We start from the raw sequence: 17851 nt of genomic DNA on the forward strand, positions 1-17851 counted from the left end.
TGCCAAGTACCTTGCCGTAGCCAAGCAAAAACGCCTTATAAATGCTTCGGTTAGTAATTTAGCTGCTAAGTATTTACCTATTGTTGCTATCATAATTTACCCTGGAATTTCGTAATATCTTCACCGTGTTTTTTAATTACACGCTTTATCCAAGTAATGTCAGTTTTCACTGCGGCAACGGTGGCGAATGCGCCACCAATTTGAACAATAACAATAACAATGAAAAGCAAGTTTATTGAGTTTGCACCGATGGCCATACCCTACCCCTTGGCCGCTATCGTTATGGTTTCAGCGTTTATAATGCAAGGTTATCCATCTGTTTTATAATGCAATTTTCTTATGACAACCAATTCCCTCTATAAAGTACTGGTCATGGCTGACTATGATAAACCCGCCATTAAATGCGTGTAATGCATCGGCTAAAAGCTGTTTTGATTCAAGGTCTAGGTGATTATCAGGCTCGTCGAGTAACAAAAAAACATGCTTTTCAATATGGCTTACGATACACATTGCGAGTTTCATTTTTTCGCCACCACTTAACTGTGCGGCTTGTTTATAAACGTCGTCTTTTCTGAAGTTTAAACAAGCAAGCAGTGTTCGGGCTGTATTGTGGGTTAACTCGCGGCAATAGAACATTAGGTTATCAAGCAGGGTTAAGTCATTATTTATTAATGAAAAATGTTGATCTAAATAATAGAGTGGTTGATTAACATGTATCTGCCCTGCTCTAACTGGCAATTTAGCCATCATCGTTTTTAAAAGTGTTGATTTGCCGGTGCCATTGGCGCCCGATAAATGTATTTTTTCATCATTATAAAGCGATAAATTTAAGGGGGTGTTCGTTCCATACTGCAATACAACGTTCTCGAGTGTTACTGCTTTTTGACGTTTGAATTCTGTTTGATTTAAATAGAACTGTTGGGGTTTTACTTGCTCAAGTTGAGATATAAGCACTTGCTTATTTTTAGTGATTTGCGCCTCTCTTTTTGCTGCGCTTTTACTTTGCGATGATTGATTTGCTGAGGCTCTGTCTTTTTTAGCATCTTGAAGCACTTTGGGCTGGCTGCCTGATTTTTGAAGCTTTGTGCCTTTATTCGCGCGTTTTTCTGCTTTTTGCTTATTAACTTGCTGTTGAGCTTCAAGCTTACTTTGTTGTTTTGTCGCTGCATTAAGCTTGTTTTCTAATGCTGTAACATGTAGCTGTTTTTGGCGGGTGTAATCTGTAAAGTTGCCACCATAAACAACTAACCCCAGTGACGATAGTTCCCATATTTCATCAACAATTTCTAGTAACTCTCGGTCATGGCTGATCAGTAGTATTTGCCCTGGATATGATTCAATTTGATTTTTTAACCATGATTTACCCTGATTATCTAAATGATTTGAAGGCTCATCGAGAATCAAAATATCGTGCTTTAAGGTAAATAAAGCCCATAATTTTAATTGACTGAGTTGCCCGCCACTTAAGGAATTCGCACGCGCAGTGGCAGTGATGTTTTTAAGGCCTAATTCATTTAATACAGAATTAAAGTGTTGCTCTAAATCCCAATAACCATCCACTATTGCTAAGTCGTGCTCTGTGAATTGGCCTTCATTAATGGCCTGTAAGGCGTTGAAGTAATGATCAAGCCCTATAGATTCAGCAACTGTGAGGGTATTTAACCGTTTAATGTCGTCTACTTGTTTATATATACCCATTAGGCCGCTGCTGCTTACTGTTCCTGACGTTAGTGAGCGCTCTTTACAAAGTAACGATGCTAAAATTGATTTACCACTGCCATTGCGACCAACAAGTGCGGTTGTTTTTGCTGTTAATGACAGTGTTATATTGTTAAACAGACGTTTGCCATTGGCATGCTGAAAGCAAAGGTTAAAAGCGTGAAGTTGTGGCATAGTGCCTCCTGTAATACAGGGGCAGAAAGCGTTGGTAACGCAAAGATAATTTACGCGTGTAAAGTGATAGTGAGCAACGCCTACTAACCCTGTTGGTCCAAAGAAAAAATGAAATTGGATAACAGGTTTAGTTGTTCATGTTGGCGCGTGCTCCTAAATAATGAGATTAGATAATATCCAGCCCTTGCCAAAAAGGCAACGAGTTATGTTAGGCTAATACTCATAGAACGTGAAAGGAATGCATTTTGAATTTAGTTAATTGCCAAGCCATTCTCAATAATACTGTGCAAGTAAAACTGACACTTGATGCTAAAAAACGTGTTTTTGTTATTGGTGATTTAGATGCCGACCTACCCAAGTTTGAACGTGCGTTAGCATCGGTAAATTTTAATGCAGCGAACGATGTATTATTTGCGCTTGGCGATGTTATTGATAGAGGTGCACACAGTGTTGCTCTATTACAGAGGTTTAAAGAGCTGGGTGTTTATATGACTCTGGGTAATCATGAACATATGATGCTCGAATCAGTTCTTGCCCAAGATAGTGGTTATCACGCGTTATGGGTTGAAAATGGCGGGCGTTGGCATTACGAATTAAGCGAGGCTGAAAGTGTGGATGTTTGTCTGCAACTCCTAAATTGCCCTCTTTCTTACCTTATTGAATATGCAGGCATGACGATTGGTTTGTCGCACACGGTGCCACAAAATTGGCATTGGCAAAATATTCCTCGCAATCATTCTCAAGCCGTTACCGGCTTACTTTGGGATAGAGCTATTACAAAACAAGGTAAGGTTTTGCACAACCAAGGCGTCGACTTTTCTATTCATGGCCATAACTCGACCCCTCGGCCCTATTGGATTGGGAACACTTATCACATCGATACAAATTATTTAGGCGGTGAGCCAACACTTGTCGAGCTGAGTTCTTTAATAAGCGACTTTAAACAAGCCCAGTCAATGGACTGACGCAAGTTCAGAGGGGATGTTTTCTTCGAGATACTGCTTGTACTTATACCTTGCGTGCCAAAGCTGTTCATCAGATTCTTGCAGGTAAATAAGTGGACCGGTATTTTTCTTTGCTAAACTGGTTAGTTTAGAATATTCACGGGTATCGATTTTGCCATCGCTAAAGTAACTATTTGAAATTGTTAGAAACTCATCGTCTTTGTACACTTCACTGTGCCAAATAAGAGAACGATACATACTGGCGGTTATTTCGGTTGGCTTATCGTTGCTCTGAAAGATTTTCACTTCAGAGTAAATTGAGTTACCCGTAATTACGATACCAATTAACGATAGCGTTGTGAGAGTCATCATCCATTTCATGCTTTTATCCTCACTATTGATTACTTTAACTATAGGAGGAAAGCGAGATGTTTGATGTTTATTTAATCAATCACAGTTCGAAAAAGTATTTTCAAAATGCTTAATTACTGTTTTGTAAGTACCTATTTTGTGCATAGGACTCACTGAGCCCTATGCGCGTGATACCATTTAGTGAAGTGCGGCTGTAAACGGAATGCTTTTACAGATTTTGGCTTCAGCTATAAGAATTTCTTCTAGTCGTGTATCTACTTCTTGCTTGTCGAAATACTCGTAGGCAAGTTCGACAAATAAGTTTTTATGCTTTTCTTCAGATTTCGCGATGGCCACATAAAACTCTTTTTCTTTGCCAGCAGGTAGCGCTTCGGCAACTAATGAAAAGCGTTCATGCCCTCTTGCTTCAATAACACCCGCAACGAGAAGACGGTCCATTAAAAACTCGTCGCGGCCATTTCTAAATAAGCCACGAATTTGCTTAATGTAAGGGTCTTTTTGATCGTTACCCAATGAAATATCGCGTTCCATTAATAGCTTGAGTACTTGTTTAAAATGAATCATTTCTTCAAGCGCTAAGTCGGTCATAGCTTTAACAAGTTTACGACGATCTGGGTAATGCGACAGCATTGACATAGCCATACCCGATGCTTTTTTTTCAGCGGCAGCATGATCTTGTAAAAAGGTGTTGAAGTCCGCTAAGACACCTTCTGTCCATTCAAAGGGAGTGTGATATTTTAATTCAAACATGATAAGGAACAACTTAACTTATAATGGCGGCGATTTTAACGCATTTTGGTTATAAAATCTTGTGATTGTAACCAAGGGATTTATCTATTTTTCCATTGCGGGTTGAGGCTATTTTGTCGGGGTGTTTTATGTCATTCCAAGCCGTTACTTTACCGGCCATATTCAGTTGTTTAAAAACAATTGGTTGCTCGGTTTGTAAAAATGCTTTGAGTGCGTCAGGGCTATGCTCGTCTGAAACATCAAGTGTTAATAGTTGCTGTTTTTTATCACTAAAATAGTTTTGCACTTGCTGTTGATGCCGCTTGTAACATGCAATAAGGTACTCATCTGATTCTATATCTGCCAGTGTGTAGTGGCCAAACACCTCTAAATAACAGCGTTTTAAATGGCTATTAAAGCCGCCATCTTCGCGCATCAAATTAGTATGCATGCGCGCAAGCAGTTGTCTTATTGAGGGGATCCATTTTGATAAATCACGCTGCAAATTAATAAAAATACTGTTTGGGTAATGCTTATCAAGTAACGGAAACTCACTAAAGACGGGAGTGTCAGCTATAACCTCTGCACTTTCAATTGCCGCTTGTGTATACGCTGTGTGGGCCGTTTTATAGCCTAATTGTAAAAAGCTATGGCAAATACTGGTAGTGCCTGTGCGCGGCAGACCTATTATAAAAATTTTATTCTTCATCTTAATTCGTATTAATTATGTTGGCATGAGAACTGGGGTTGCTTAATGAGTGGCGTTTTAAACCAGTCATTTTAGTGTCATTGCTAACGTTAGCAATGACACCCGCTTTTACCTACATAACTTGTGTAACTAATAACATGAAAGCACTGATAACCAGTGTTAAAAAGGTAAGTATCATACCAAAAGCACGTAATTTCATTACGTTATCAGCAAGCCCGTAGCTGTGACAGAATCGACCTAGTAGCAACATGCTTCCTAAAATATAACAATAATGACTTGATAGACCTTGGTACTCAACCAAGAACAATAAGATCAAAGTAAATGGCACATACTCTATAAAGTTTCCATGCGCACGAATTGCTGCTTGCAAAGATGCATCACCGCCATCGCCAAGTGAAATTTGCTTGGCTTTACGAATTTTAATAACACGAAAACTTAACTGAATGTATAAAATCGCCAATATGGCGGCAAAGGTTGAAACGATCACTGTATTTCCAATTCTTATTTAAAGTTAGACGCTTAGCACTATTTGTTGCTAGGCTATAAAATAGGTATTTAAGTTAGCACACTATTATGACTCGATAATGATTAATGTCTAACTGTTCTTAAAGGATATGCATGTTTACGCCAAGAAAAATTGCAGACAATTACCGCGAGATGATCAGCAGTATTGGGTTTTACCCATCGATGCTATCCGTTTTATTTCTTTTGTTTGCTTTAATCACAACTGCAATTGAATACGCAGCTATCACAATGGAAGTTAAGCAATTTTTTGCTGTGCTATTAGTCGATAGTGAAGAAAACGCACGAACCATATTGAGTACCCTTGCCGGCAGTATCATTTCGCTAACCGTGTTTAGCTTTTCAATGGTAATGGTGGTACTTAATAGTGCCAGTGCGAGCCTGTCACCGCGAGTTTTACCTGGTTTGATCACTCGTAAATCGCATCAGCTTGTTTTAGGTTTTTACTTAGGCAGTATCATTTACACCATCATTATGTTGATAAACATACGCGCGATGGAAAACGGTGAAATGGGGATCCCCTCTTTGGGTATTTTCTTTTCTTTGCTGTTTGGCTTAGTGTCGTTGGGGTTTTTTGTTTACTTTATTCATTCAATCTCAAAGGCTATCCAAGTTGATAATGTACTTAACGATTTATTTAAAAATACCAAAAATGAACTCACCTGCATTGTCGCAATGCAAAAAGATACCGATGTTAATGAGTTTCCTAATTTTGATGAATGGCACAACATTAAGAGTGAAACAGAAGGTTATTTTAAAGGGGCTCACAGTGATAAATTATGTGCGCTGTGTAAAGAGCACGATATAAAAATTTATATTGCGGTTAAACAAGGTTTTTTCACTGTTAAAGGCTACCCATTCTTAAAGTGTGATAAAGATTTATCAGACATGCCTGAACTTGTTGATGCCCTGCTCAACTGTTTTATTTTTTATATTGAAGAATACATAAGTGACCATTATCGCTATGGTATGACGCAAATTTCTGAAATTGCAGTAAAAGCAATGAGCCCAGGTATTAATGATCCGGGCACTGCGGTTAAGGCCATTGATATGTTAAGCATTTTACTGATAGAACGTCTTAAAATAAGCGATGTGAATTATTCGCTAAAGCATTCAACGAATAATCAACCTTATTTATACCTGCACGAGACATCGTTTGATGAATTACTGCATGATAACTTCACACCCATTAGAAATTATGCAAAAGGCGATGCTTATGTGATGGTCAATGTACTTGAAGCATTTAAAAATATTTTGTTTAGATCGGCTGATAGCAGTAAAGCGACAGAAAGCTTATTTGTTTATTTAGAGGCTATTGTTGAAGACATTAATAAGCATATAACGAATGAATACGACCGTCAGCAAGTAACCAATATGCTCAAGGCTATTGCGCGTATTTCAGAACACAAAGGAAAGGCGTTGGTGGCAAAGTTTACCACCAACTAACTGTTTAATTTTCGATATAATAGACCGCATAGCTACTTGCGGTGATGGTTATTTCACCCCCATTGTATGCATCGGGTACATAGTTACTCGGTGCTGCATCAGCCATAACCATTTTTTCAGCTCTCATGTAGGGTTGCACTCCCGTGTCGAGTGGGCTATTTGAAGCCGTATAAAGGCCTTTTAACTCAACACCATAATCATTGGCAAACTCTTTTGCTGCGGCACGGGCATCTTTAATTGCCAGTTTTTGTGCCTGCTTTTGTAGCTCTTCATATCGGCTCGATACAAACTGTGTTTGATTTATTTCATTAATACCTGAGTTTACGAGTTGTTGAAGTAAAACAGGGTACTGTTTTGTATCAGTGAGCGTGAGTGATAAATTACGAGTTACACGGTATCCAACGAATTTTTGTTTGCCTGTTTCACGGTTATATTCCGTTTCGCGTTGAATAGAAATATTAGACGCATAAATGCCCTTTTCTTCTACCCCTTTTGACTTTGCAAGCTTTATAGCTTTTGCCATTGTATTGTCGGCTTTATTTTTAGCGGCGATTAAGTCTTTATCAATTTCTACAATTGCGACCGTTAGTTTTACGTTGTCGGGGATTGTGGTGATAGACGCATTACCTTGAATATAAATATGCGGAGCGTCTGGCGTTGCCAAGGCAAAAACATTAAAACTCATAAATGCGGCAATAGATGAAAAAACAAATTTATTCATAACCTTGTTCCTTTTGTATAAACGTGAACTATTAAATACCTTATAAGGTTAATTAGCAATGAACAAGCTTAAACTAGAAGCTTAACGCTCGAAACAACACGGCTTTGAACAACATTATTTTATGCGCTTTTTATTTACACATCAGGATTAAAACATTGTATTAATGTTTTTAGATTCCTTTGGAACAGACTGCCCAACTCCCCAATGCTCAACAATTTTACCTTCTTCCATCCGAAATATTTGGATTGCTGCACCGCCAAGTGATTCAGGTGTATGTTTTACATGAAGGTGAAGCCAAACAAGATCACCGTCAGAAGCAGTTCGCTTAATGGACATTGACAGTTTAGGGTACTTTTTATAACGGCTCTCAAACAAACTCAACAGCGAATCACGGCCATCAGGTATGTTTGGTGAATGCTCAATAAAATGTTCGCTGTAACATTCATTACGCAAAATATCTATTCGATGCTTAGGCTCAAGATCTGGTCTATTTTCGAGGATTTCCATGCAATACAACGCCTTCTTTAAGTTAGATTCCTCTAAAGCAGTTTCTGCGCTACTTTTTGCATTTAATTCACACCCTACAAGGGTTATGGAAATTGCAAACAACACAACTCTAATCGCTATTTTCCCTGTACTCATATATTTCTCCTATACACGCTGTTGTCAGAATGTTCATGTATTTCTTGCCCTTAATATGGGCAAAAAATGTGGCTAAAATGGAGCTGAAAGAAACAGAGCACCTTGTTAGGCGCAGCGCTTTAAATTCGTGCAAGCTTTAGAGTTTATATTCACGTCGCACTTCATCAATTAAACGATGCCTAGAGCTTTTAAGCCGCTCATGTGGAGCAAACAAAGCGCTCGATTTGTCTAATAAATTAACCGCTTTAGTTAATTGTACAAGATCAATGTTTGCTTTATCTTGCTCTAAAATCTCACCGATTTGTAATACAGCTAACTCTTTACTTGCTATCTCTTCAGGAAGCCCAGACTTTGTGCATAAGCCATAAATTCCATTCAATAAATGCTCCCACTCTTTTTCAATATGGGCTTCAAGCTTTGAATTGACGAGTGCATTATTAGCGCTAAACCCTGACTTTTTTAATTCTGATATTGAATTTGTATATCGTTGGGAAAAAATATTGAAAACATCGTGCGGATTAGGAGTTACCTTAAGCATACCAAGCCAAGATAAATATCCCTTAGCATAATATTCAATGTCGTTTTGGTTATTAAACTCACCAAAAAATGAATCGCAAGAATAATTTAATGCTAATTTATATGAACAGCTTGGCATCACTTTTTTTTCTTGAAAATGCTCAAGCTCAGCTTCACTAATTTTGGCTAAATCAAGTAATTGCTGTTTTGTATAAAAGTGTTCACTTAGATAATTGATAAGATCCATTTGCTAAAATATTCCTTGAAAAACTGACGCCCCATGCCTGCTAGCGTAGCAAGTTGAGGTATAAATAATGGTTTAACAACAGGCTTTTTTATTTTTGCTGCCTTTTGCCATGACCATAACATGCTTATATGCCTTACAGAAACAAGTTGGGAACCGCGTTAAGCGGTCTCCAAACGCTGAGGTTATTTATGCTCGTGCGCATCAACGGGCTCTTCAAAAGCGATTACTAGCACACAGTCCTTTTTACTTATGCATTTGCCCTTATGTACTGCTTTAGCTGGGCCATACGCATACATACCTTTTTTTAGGTGGATTGTAGGCTGCCCGTGGTACTGAACGTTTATTTCACCGGACACCAATACCATGCGCTCTGCAGATGTGTGCCAATGAGCTGGAAATTTGTATCCTCCTGGGATCTTGAAATACAAATCTGCGTTTGGCTCTGCCGGGTCTCCTTGCAACACGGCTAGCTCGCAACCTGTTGGAAAAAATGCCGGACAAGGTCCCCACTTAAGATCTTTGTCTTTCGGCGAAGCCGAAATTGGTTTATCTACTGCACCTGCACTGAATGCTAATAACGCTATCAGTCCAATGACTGCAGTTTGGATCATTTCCTTCTTCATTTTACTCTCCTGAGTTAAAAAATCGGTTAGTTGCTTAATGCATGGCTCTGCGGCAAAAAAAGCGCCCAGTGTTTTGGGCTGGCAGCAGCCACTTAATAGGATTCTTGCTAGGTATCATTTAAAAATAAATTACAGTCTGGCTAATTTATAATTCAGTAAATTGACTATAAAATTAAAGACTTAAAAATACTCTATGTATTACTGTTATCCGTAAAATAACTATGTATGTCACCTAATCGTGATGTAGCAAACTAGAAACCATGCACACGTTGTTATTTGGCTAGGGATGCATGTTGTAGATAAGTAAGATGAAAGTTCGAATTAAACATGGGGTTACCCAAACGACGTTACTTTAATAAGAACGAGTAATAATTAACCACCTTACAGCGATACCAGAAGAAAAGACATTAATTCCAATCAATCTTTTTGTAATAAACAAAACAGGTCAGATCTTTACTCGATAAATTTAAAAAACTAATAATATAGTAAATAGAATATGGTTCACTCTAATAAAAATATTAGGTTTTGTGAGGCTGGTTGTTTAGTTGGCATAGCTTACTAACTTATACATTTCACAATGGGAGAATTGTTCTACAAGAGCGCACTTTATCCCTTTGAATCCTTGATTACTCTCTTAACGAAGCTGTTTAGCAGAAAATAAAAGCCGATGAAATTGCGTTACTTAATAGCAATTAGTCCAGTATCGACTCATCTTAGCTCGACAATTGTGTTACTGGTGTTGAGTGCATGTATTTTTATACAAAAAAAGGGGACCTACTATTTTAGGTCCCCTTTGTCATTTAGCCAAAGCGCGAAGGCTTTGGTTTCTATTAATATTTAAAGTTTAAATACTTAAGTTTAAATACTTAAGTTTAAATGCTTTAGTTTAAATGCTTTAGTTTAAATACTACGTCGCTTGTAGTTGCGGTATTCAGGTAACCAATAATTCTTTTCGATAGCAGCCCACAGCGCGTCGTCTGTTAGTTCTAGTGCCACACCTTCTTCCATCGCTTTTTTAGCAACAGCAAACGCAATACGTTTACTCAATGCTTGTATTTCAGTTAGTGCTGGCAATAAGCTACCTTGACCAGTGTTTGCACGTGGTGAAGACTCTGCTAACGTTTCACTTGATACAATAAGCATTGCATCTGTGATACGGGTTGCTTTTGCAGCAATTACACCTAAACCAATACCAGGGAAAATGTAACTGTTATTACATTGTGGGATTGGGAATAACTGGCCGTTGTATTCAACAGGTTCAAATGGGCTTCCTGAGGCGACAATGGCTTGTCCGTCGGTCCATTCTATAACATCTGCTGGCAGTGCTTCTACCTGCTTAGACGGGTTGCTAAGTGGGAAAATAATTGGCTGCGCACACGAGGCATGCATTGCACGAATAACTTGCTCAGTGAATAAGCCAGGTTGACCCGATACACCAATAAGGATATCTGGTTGAGCGCAGTGCATTACATCAAGAAGCGAGGCGTATTCGCCACTGTAAGTCCAGTCTTTTAAGTTTTCTTTTGATTGCGATAAAGCATCTTGGAAATCACGAAGACCTTCCATTCCTTCTGTTAGTAGACCAAAGCGATCGACCATGTATATTTGTGAACGCGCTTGCTCGTCAGAAATGCCTTCAGCAACCATCGTACTGATGATTTGCTCTGCAATACCGCACCCTGCTGAACCTGCGCCAACAAACACAACTTTTTGTTCTGATAACTTAGCACCTTTAACACGACACGCCGCAAGTAATGAACCAACTGTAACAGCTGCAGTACCTTGAATGTCGTCGTTAAAACTACAAATTTCGTCACGGTAACGTTTAAGCAATGGCATTGCATTCGGTTGTGCGAAATCTTCAAATTGAAGTAGCACGCTTGGCCAGCGACGTTTTACTGCTTTAATGAATAGCTCAAGGAACTCGTCGTATTCTTCTTGCGAAATACGTTTATGGCGAGCACCCATGTACATAGGATCGTTAAGTAGTTTTTCGTTGTTGGTACCCACATCAAGCATAACAGGTAATGTGTATGCTGGGCTTATACCACCACATGCGGTGTAAAGCGACAGCTTACCAATTGGAATACCCATGCCCCCAATACCTTGGTCACCAAGGCCTAGAATACGCTCACCATCAGTTACAACGATAACCTTTACTTTGCCTTTCGTCGCATTGCGCAAGATATCGTCGATTTGGAAACGATCTTCGTACGAAATGAATAAGCCACGTGCACTGCGATAAATATCAGAGAACTTTTCGCAAGCGTCTCCCACTGTCGGGGTATAAATAATCGGCATCATTTCTTCAAGATGGTCACGCACTAAACGGTAGTAAAGTGTTTCGTTGTTATCTTGAATAGCACGTAAGTAAATATGTTTGTTTAAGTTGTCGCTAAAACTTGAATATTGTTGGTAACAACGCTCAACTTGCTCTTCAATTGTTTCATAACGCGGTGGCAGTAAACCGGCTAGGTTGAAACTTTCCCTTTCTTTTTGTGAAAATGCACTGCCTTTATTTAATAGTGGCGTTTCGATCAGACCTGGGCCTGAATAAGGAATATAAAGATAATTCGGATCGGTATTTGTAGTCATATTTCCAAGCTTTGATGGCGTCATAATTATGATCTGACATTATTACTGTTGAAGGTTAAATTGCAATGACAATCCACCTTGTCAGACCATTGAAGAAAATGAATTTTATGCTCTAAAAGGCATAAAGCTAAGTATACATGAAAACTCAGCAGCTTTAAGGCTGCTGAGCCTATTTTTAGTGGCTTTTATCACTTAAAGCAATGCCCTCACGGCGTGGATCTGCAGCACCATAAAGTTTACCGTCTTTTAGTTCAACAGCATGTAAACCAGAGTTTAAATCTAAGATGCGAACTTGGTGACCTCGGTTAACAAAATCGGCTTCGTGGTTGGCAAGTTCGGTGCCTTTTTCAAGACTGGTGTAATTATTACGATTTGTGATACGTGGTAAATTAATTGCCTCTTGTGCATCTAAATCCCAATCAAGAACAGCCACAACAACCTGCGCTACATAATCAATAATTCGGCTTCCACCCGGTGAACCCACGACTAATCGTAAGCTACCGTCTTTGTTAAATACCATTACTGGCGACATAGAACTACGCGGACGTTTACCTGCCTCAACACGGTTAGCGAGTGGTTTACCATCTTTCGTTGGCGATAAAGCAAAGTCAGTAAGCTGGTTGTTTAAAATATACCCGTTCACCATAACTGTTGAACCAAAAGCCATTTCAATTGAACTGGTCATTGATACAGCATTGCCTTCGCTGTCTACAATTGATACATGCGACGTTGACGGTAATTCATAAGCGTCATCCTGCGCGTAGGCCAATGAGTTAGGAGGCGTTCCAGCCTCTGCGTGGGCATCTTTTTCAGTAATCAACTTAGCACGGCTTGCTAGGTAATTTTTATCTAATAAACCGTCCGTTGGAATAGCCATAAAATCAGGATCGCCCATGTATACATTACGGTCTGCAAACGCTAAACGTGATGCCTGGGTAAAGTAATGCAATGCTTGTACTGAGTTAGGTGCAAGCTTGGCCATATCTTTGTGTTCTAGCAACGCTAAAATTTGTAATACCGCAACACCCCCACTACTCGGAGGGGCCATTGAGCATACTTCGTATTGACGGTAATCCACACACACAGGGGCACGCTCTTTACTCTGGTAGTTAGCAAGGTCTGCTTCTGTTAACGTGCCTGGTGCAACCACTGAGTTTTGTACTGCATGCACTAATTGTTTGGCATTCTCACCTTTATAAAAGGCATCAATGCCCTGCGATGCTATGTCTTTATAAAGAGCCGCTAATTCAGGGTTCTTTTTTACAGACCCGACAGCCAGTGGCTTACCATCAGGGAAAAAGTAATCACGAATGACGGGTAACGTTGTAACGCCAGGGTTTAGCTCTTTTGCCAGCAACTTATGCAAACGAGGGGATACAACAAACCCCTGCTCTGCCAGCTCAATTGCCGGTTTAAACAGCGTGTGCCATGGCAATTTACCATAACGTTTATGCGCGCTTGCAAAGGCATGTAAAATCCCTGGTACACCTACTGAGCGACCACCCACAACTGCTTCAATCCATTTTACTGCTTTACCATGTTTGTCTAAAAAAAGAGTTTCATCAGCATGGCTTGGCGCTGTTTCACGACCATCGAAAGTGGTTAGGCTTTTGTTTTTGTTGTCGAAATACATCAAAAACGACCCACCACCTATGCCCGATGATTGCGGCTCAACCAGTGTAAGTATCAGTTGAGTTGCAATGGCTGCGTCTACCGCTGAGCCGCCCAGTTCTAACATTTTTTGACCGGCTTTTACTGCATACGGATTTGCAGCAGCAACCATGTATTTAGTGCCTTCAACGACCTGTTTATGCGCAAAGCCTGTTGCGGCTTCAGGCTCACGCGTTTCAACCTTAGTTGGGGCTGCAAAAATTGACGTTGTATAAATTAATGACGAAGAGAGCACAATAAGTGCTTTTGTTTTGAATAACATAAATAAACTTAATCCCGGTGTTTAATTGGCATCTTAAAATTAAACGTGCACAATATGCAAAATTTAAGATACAACAAAAATAACATGATCAACCTTCCTCTGAAACCACAATATGTACTGCCGCCACTGTGTTTAATGCTGATTAGTACCCTTTTTGCTGCGTTTAACTTAAATGATTATTTAGAATTTAACCGTAATTTAGTTGCAGATGGTGAATTTTGGCGTATTTTCACGAGTCAATTTGTACATGCAAATTGGCCGCATTTAGCCTTAAATTGCGCCGGAATTTTATTAATATGGGCATTGCATGCAGAACATACCTCCCCTGCTAGGTATGCTTTTAATACCGCTGTTTTGGCTTTATGGTGTGGTTTAGGCGTATGGTTATTTTGCCCTGATATAAAAATATACACTGGACTGAGTGCACTCTTGCACGGTGTTATTATTTGGGGCGCTGTCAAAGATGTGCAAGCAGGTATGCTAAGTGGCTGGTTGTTATTTATAGGCACCTGGGCAAAAGTAGTGTGGGAGCAAGTTGCAGGCCCTAGTGAATCAGTTAGCCAATTGATTGCGTCAAATGTTGCCATTGATGCTCACTTTATCGGTGCAGTTGGCGGCACTGTGCTGGCTTTGCCTGTACTGATTAAAGTTATTAAACATCGCGAGTAATTTCATAACTTTGCACGCTTTTTTTAGCTGTGTTCTTTTTTAACACGAAAAATTGTTAATACGAAAAAGGAATTTTAAATGATAAAGAATAATGGCTATTTTTATCTTGGTCTCATCGCACTTTGCCTTTACGGCCCTTTACTGCTTAGCTTTTTAAGCTCATTTATTAATTTACAGTTTATATCGCCAAGGTATATGAGTGATGTCTCTCAGGTAAAAAATATTATTGTATTTGCCTCAGCTATTTTGGGCTTCACCTTATTACTCATGAAATACCAGGAAGTAAGTGCGCTTTTTAAAAATAGAATAATCGCAAACATCACACTTATATTGAGTTTTTTGTATGCTTGCTTGATGATTACTGGGGCAGGCTTAGTTATGTTTCTGGATGCGACCTTCGGCTCACATAAAGACTACATTTATCAAGAATACACACTTAATGACCGTACTTTCTATGTCTATACAGCGGACCCCGGTGCTTTTGGCAAAGCGCATCATTATGTGTATTTAAAGTGCCCTGCATCCTTTAATCGCTATGAATTAGAGTTTATAGCCAAGCTATCATGGATAAAGAACTTTAAGATGAGCTTAGTGAGCGATGATTTAATTTTTAAAGGCGAATCAGAACAGTATACAAAAGTGCTCAATGTAAGCACATTTCACTGCAAATAGACCCATTGAAATAATCATAATATAAATAAAAAAACAGCCACTTAAAGTGGCTGTTTTTAAATTACTCAATAGTATTAAAGCGTTTCTTTAAATAGCTTATAAATACGACGGTATTCATCTAACCAGCTTGATGGCTGTACAAAACCATGGGGTTCAACTGGGAAGATGGCTGTTTCAAAGTTTTCTTTTTCAAGCTCAATTAAACGTTGTACTAAACGCACTGAATCTTGGAAGAATACGTTATCATCAACCATAGGCGCATTAATTAATAAATGACTTTTCAGGCCTTCAGCAAAGTAAATTGGTGAACTCTTTTCGTAGGCGATCGGGTCAACATCTGGATGATTTAAGATGTTAGACGTATAAGGTCCGTTGTAATGAGCCCAATCGGTCACTGGACGAAGTGCAGCACCCGCTTTAAATAAATCAGGTTGGGTAAATAGTGCCATAAACGTCATGAAGCCACCGTAAGAACCGCCATACGTGCCAACAGCTTGTGTATCAACATTCGCGTTTTCAGCCATCCAGTTTACGCCATCGGCTAAATCTTGAATCTCTGGTGTGCCCATTTGACGATAAATTGCAGTTCGCCAATCACGGCCATACCCTTTCGACGCACGATAATCCATATCCATGACTACATAGCCTTCAGATGCTAATAGTGAATGGAACATAAACTCGCGGAAGTAACCAGACCATCCCATGTGAGAGTTTTGTAAGTAACCTGCACCGTGGTTGAAGATAACTGCTTTACGATTTTTACCTGTTTCGCCTTCTTTATAGTCAGCGGGGTAATACACTTTTGCGTAAATAGGTTGATCAGTGTGGCTTGAAGGCACAGCAACAATTTTAGGCGCAATTAACTTCTTAGCCAAAAACTCGTCAGACACCGTATGCGTTAACTGAGTTACTTGTGTATTTGCTTTTGCATCAGCAACATATAGCTCTGGTGGCGACATAATTTTTGAGTGAGTTAGCAGTAATTTGCTTTCATCTGGACTTAACTGGTAATCAGTCATACCGTCTAGGTTAGTCACTTGCTCAGACTCACCGTTAGCAGGATTTACACGGTAAATTTCGTATAGACCTGGGTGCTCAACATTTGCTTTGTAGTAAATTGCTGAGTTATCCGCGGTTAATGTTAGGTTTGAAACAACAAACTGACCTTTAGTAAGTTGTGTTGCTTTACCGTTTAGCGGCTTTTTATAGATATGGCTGTAACCAGACTCTTCTGATAAGTAGTAAAGCGTATCTGAGTTATTTAACCAACCAAAGTCATTGTATGCATAGTTAACCCACGCATCATCGTGTAAGCGGTGTTGAGAAACAAGAGTGTTGTTCTTTGTATCAACAGTTGCTAACCAACGGTCTTTGTTGTCCCATGCTTCAAGCATAAGCGCAACCTTTGAGCCATCGGTGTTCCATTGGATTGCACTTTGATCCCAACCCCAGTCCATCATTAGATTAATTGCACGTGGTGCTTTTTCAGACTTGTAAGTTTTGCCATCACGGGCGTAGTTTTCTTTTTTAACCGCGGCAAGTACATCTTCATCAAAGCCTGGTAATGTGTCGTACGCCAGTGTTGTTTGCTCACCCGATTTAAGGTCAATGTAAATAACATCTGAGCTGATTGGTTTTTCATCTGCAACACGGCGACGTACTTTTTCTGCTTTAACTCGCGCATCATCAACAATGTAATTAGGCATAATATCGCCTTCATCACGCCATGGACGGCTTTCGGTGGTTACTGCAACTAATGCTTGGCCATTTGGTGAAAGCTGCACATCGGCTAAACGCTTACCTTTACCTAAATAAAACTGTGAATTTGCAATGCTGTCGTTTTGCTCTTTGATTTGTTCTTCACGCGCTTCACGATCTTTTTTATTTTTGTGCGTAAGTGCAATGTAATCAATTAATTTATGCTGTTCTTTTGCAATATACGTGTCAGGCTCTTGAACACCTTTTGGTGCATCGTCTAAATGCAGATTTACAAGCTCTACTTGACGACCTGTCGCTAAATCAACTTTATAAAATGCATTACCTTGGCGGTAAGCAAGGTTGCCGTCGGTTAAAAACTGCGGTTTTGATTGCTGTGCACTGTCGTGTGTGATCTGCGTTATTTGACCTGAGCTCAAGTTTTTAACAAAAATATTGCCTTCAAATGCATAGGCCTGTTGCTTTTTATCTGTTGAATAAACAGCATTTTTTGCACCAACAGTGTGTAGTTTATTTAACGCAACTTGAGATGCAGACTGGCTATTAACCGCTTGAACATATAAGTCACGTAATTCGTTACCTTGTTGCTTTTGCGCATAAACGATGCTTTTAGAGTCACCATTCCAAAAAGCGCGCTCAGGCTGACGACCAAGCCAATCAGGGTGAGCCATAGCTTGCTCTAATGTAATTTCAGATGAACCAGTGTCTACGGGTGTAGCAACCATTGGAGCAACTTGAGTAGGACTTACTTCTGTTGCAGTTGAGGCGGTTGTTTGACAACCAGCTAGCATGAAGCTAGATGCGACTGCGAGAGCCACTAACGTTTTGTTAGCAGTGGTTTTGAATTTCATAGTGCTTCTTACAGGTAATTATAATTCGCCTTATTTAAGCAGAAGCACTGA

The 17851-nt window shown here is 39.5% G+C and carries 18 protein-coding genes; 4 read left to right on the top strand and 14 right to left on the bottom strand.

The features are described from left to right. Positions 1-89: 89 nt before the first annotated feature. Positions 90-257, bottom strand: coding sequence for a hypothetical protein (locus tag ACSSVW_RS03395; RefSeq protein WP_454178855.1), 168 nt, complete (start codon positions 255-257; stop codon positions 90-92). 64 nt (positions 258-321) lie between these two features. Further along, positions 322-1893, bottom strand: coding sequence for an ABC-F family ATP-binding cassette domain-containing protein (locus ACSSVW_RS03400; protein ID WP_454178856.1), 1572 nt, complete (start codon positions 1891-1893; stop codon positions 322-324). Positions 1894-2138: 245 nt separating this feature from the next. On the opposite strand from ACSSVW_RS03400, the gene ACSSVW_RS03405 reads away from it, so the two are divergent. Further along, positions 2139-2858 carry a metallophosphoesterase gene (locus ACSSVW_RS03405; protein ID WP_454178857.1) on the top strand — a complete coding sequence of 240 codons (720 nt, stop codon included), beginning with the start codon at positions 2139-2141 and terminating at the stop codon, positions 2856-2858. On the opposite strand, the gene ACSSVW_RS03410 is transcribed toward ACSSVW_RS03405, so the two are convergent. The 4 genes from ACSSVW_RS03410 to ACSSVW_RS03425 form a co-directional block, all read right to left on the bottom strand. Then, positions 2847-3218 (bottom strand): hypothetical protein, encoded by a 372-nt coding sequence (locus ACSSVW_RS03410; protein WP_304635435.1) that lies wholly within the window; start codon positions 3216-3218, stop codon positions 2847-2849. The two genes, ACSSVW_RS03405 and ACSSVW_RS03410, sit on opposite strands and share 12 nt — an antisense overlap. Before the next feature lie 168 nt (positions 3219-3386). Beyond that, on the bottom strand, positions 3387-3959 hold the full coding sequence (gene miaE / locus ACSSVW_RS03415; RefSeq protein ID WP_036968378.1) for a tRNA-(ms[2]io[6]A)-hydroxylase: 573 nt from the start codon (positions 3957-3959) through the stop codon (positions 3387-3389). A gap of 49 nt (positions 3960-4008) precedes the next feature. Further along, positions 4009-4647: a sulfotransferase gene (locus ACSSVW_RS03420; RefSeq protein ID WP_036968376.1), complete on the bottom strand. Its 639-nt coding sequence runs from the start codon at positions 4645-4647 to the stop codon at positions 4009-4011. A gap of 112 nt (positions 4648-4759) precedes the next feature. Then, positions 4760-5134, bottom strand: coding sequence for an MAPEG family protein (locus ACSSVW_RS03425; RefSeq protein ID WP_036968374.1), 375 nt, complete (start codon positions 5132-5134; stop codon positions 4760-4762). Between the two features lie 131 nt (positions 5135-5265). Between ACSSVW_RS03425 and ACSSVW_RS03430 the strand changes: the two genes are divergently transcribed. After that, positions 5266-6615 (top strand): DUF2254 domain-containing protein, encoded by a 1350-nt coding sequence (locus tag ACSSVW_RS03430; RefSeq protein WP_065979934.1) that lies wholly within the window; start codon positions 5266-5268, stop codon positions 6613-6615. A gap of 4 nt (positions 6616-6619) precedes the next feature. On the opposite strand, the gene ACSSVW_RS03435 is transcribed toward ACSSVW_RS03430, so the two are convergent. From ACSSVW_RS03435 to ggt, 7 genes are all read right to left on the bottom strand, one after another. Then, positions 6620-7336, bottom strand: a complete 717-nt coding sequence (locus ACSSVW_RS03435; RefSeq protein WP_454178858.1) for an SIMPL domain-containing protein — start codon at positions 7334-7336, stop codon at positions 6620-6622. Positions 7337-7483: 147 nt separating this feature from the next. Further along, positions 7484-7978, bottom strand: a complete 495-nt coding sequence (locus ACSSVW_RS03440) for a nuclear transport factor 2 family protein (protein ID WP_454178859.1) — start codon at positions 7976-7978, stop codon at positions 7484-7486. Positions 7979-8114: 136 nt separating this feature from the next. Then, positions 8115-8741 (bottom strand): DUF6058 family natural product biosynthesis protein, encoded by a 627-nt coding sequence (locus ACSSVW_RS03445; protein ID WP_454178860.1) that lies wholly within the window; start codon positions 8739-8741, stop codon positions 8115-8117. Beyond that, positions 8720-8863, bottom strand: coding sequence for a hypothetical protein (locus ACSSVW_RS03450; RefSeq protein WP_454178861.1), 144 nt, complete (start codon positions 8861-8863; stop codon positions 8720-8722). Before ACSSVW_RS03450 ends, ACSSVW_RS03445 begins: the two co-directional genes overlap by 22 nt. Before the next feature lie 60 nt (positions 8864-8923). Next, complete coding sequence (locus ACSSVW_RS03455; RefSeq protein ID WP_454178862.1) at positions 8924-9364, bottom strand: cupin domain-containing protein; 441 nt, start codon at positions 9362-9364, stop codon at positions 8924-8926. 900 nt (positions 9365-10264) lie between these two features. Next, a complete protein-coding gene (locus tag ACSSVW_RS03460; protein ID WP_075593559.1) occupies positions 10265-11959 on the bottom strand; it encodes an NAD-dependent malic enzyme in 1695 nt (564 codons plus the stop codon). A gap of 175 nt (positions 11960-12134) precedes the next feature. After that, positions 12135-13892 carry a gamma-glutamyltransferase gene (gene ggt / locus ACSSVW_RS03465; protein ID WP_454178863.1) on the bottom strand — a complete coding sequence of 586 codons (1758 nt, stop codon included), beginning with the start codon at positions 13890-13892 and terminating at the stop codon, positions 12135-12137. A gap of 54 nt (positions 13893-13946) precedes the next feature. Here ggt and rrtA point away from each other — a divergent pair, with 54 nt between their 5' ends. After that, on the top strand, positions 13947-14561 hold the full coding sequence (gene rrtA / locus ACSSVW_RS03470; RefSeq protein ID WP_374027194.1) for a rhombosortase: 615 nt from the start codon (positions 13947-13949) through the stop codon (positions 14559-14561). A gap of 78 nt (positions 14562-14639) precedes the next feature. Next, the gene (locus tag ACSSVW_RS03475; protein WP_454178864.1) at positions 14640-15233 is read left to right on the top strand and encodes a hypothetical protein; all 594 of its coding nucleotides are present in this window, start codon (positions 14640-14642) and stop codon (positions 15231-15233) included. A gap of 74 nt (positions 15234-15307) precedes the next feature. Here ACSSVW_RS03475 and ACSSVW_RS03480 read toward each other — a convergent pair whose 3' ends face one another. Then, a complete protein-coding gene (locus ACSSVW_RS03480; RefSeq protein ID WP_454178865.1) occupies positions 15308-17800 on the bottom strand; it encodes a prolyl oligopeptidase family serine peptidase in 2493 nt (830 codons plus the stop codon). Between the last annotated feature and the right edge of the window lie 51 nt (positions 17801-17851).

The sequence above is a fragment of the Pseudoalteromonas sp. MBR-15 genome, from assembly GCF_053628915.1.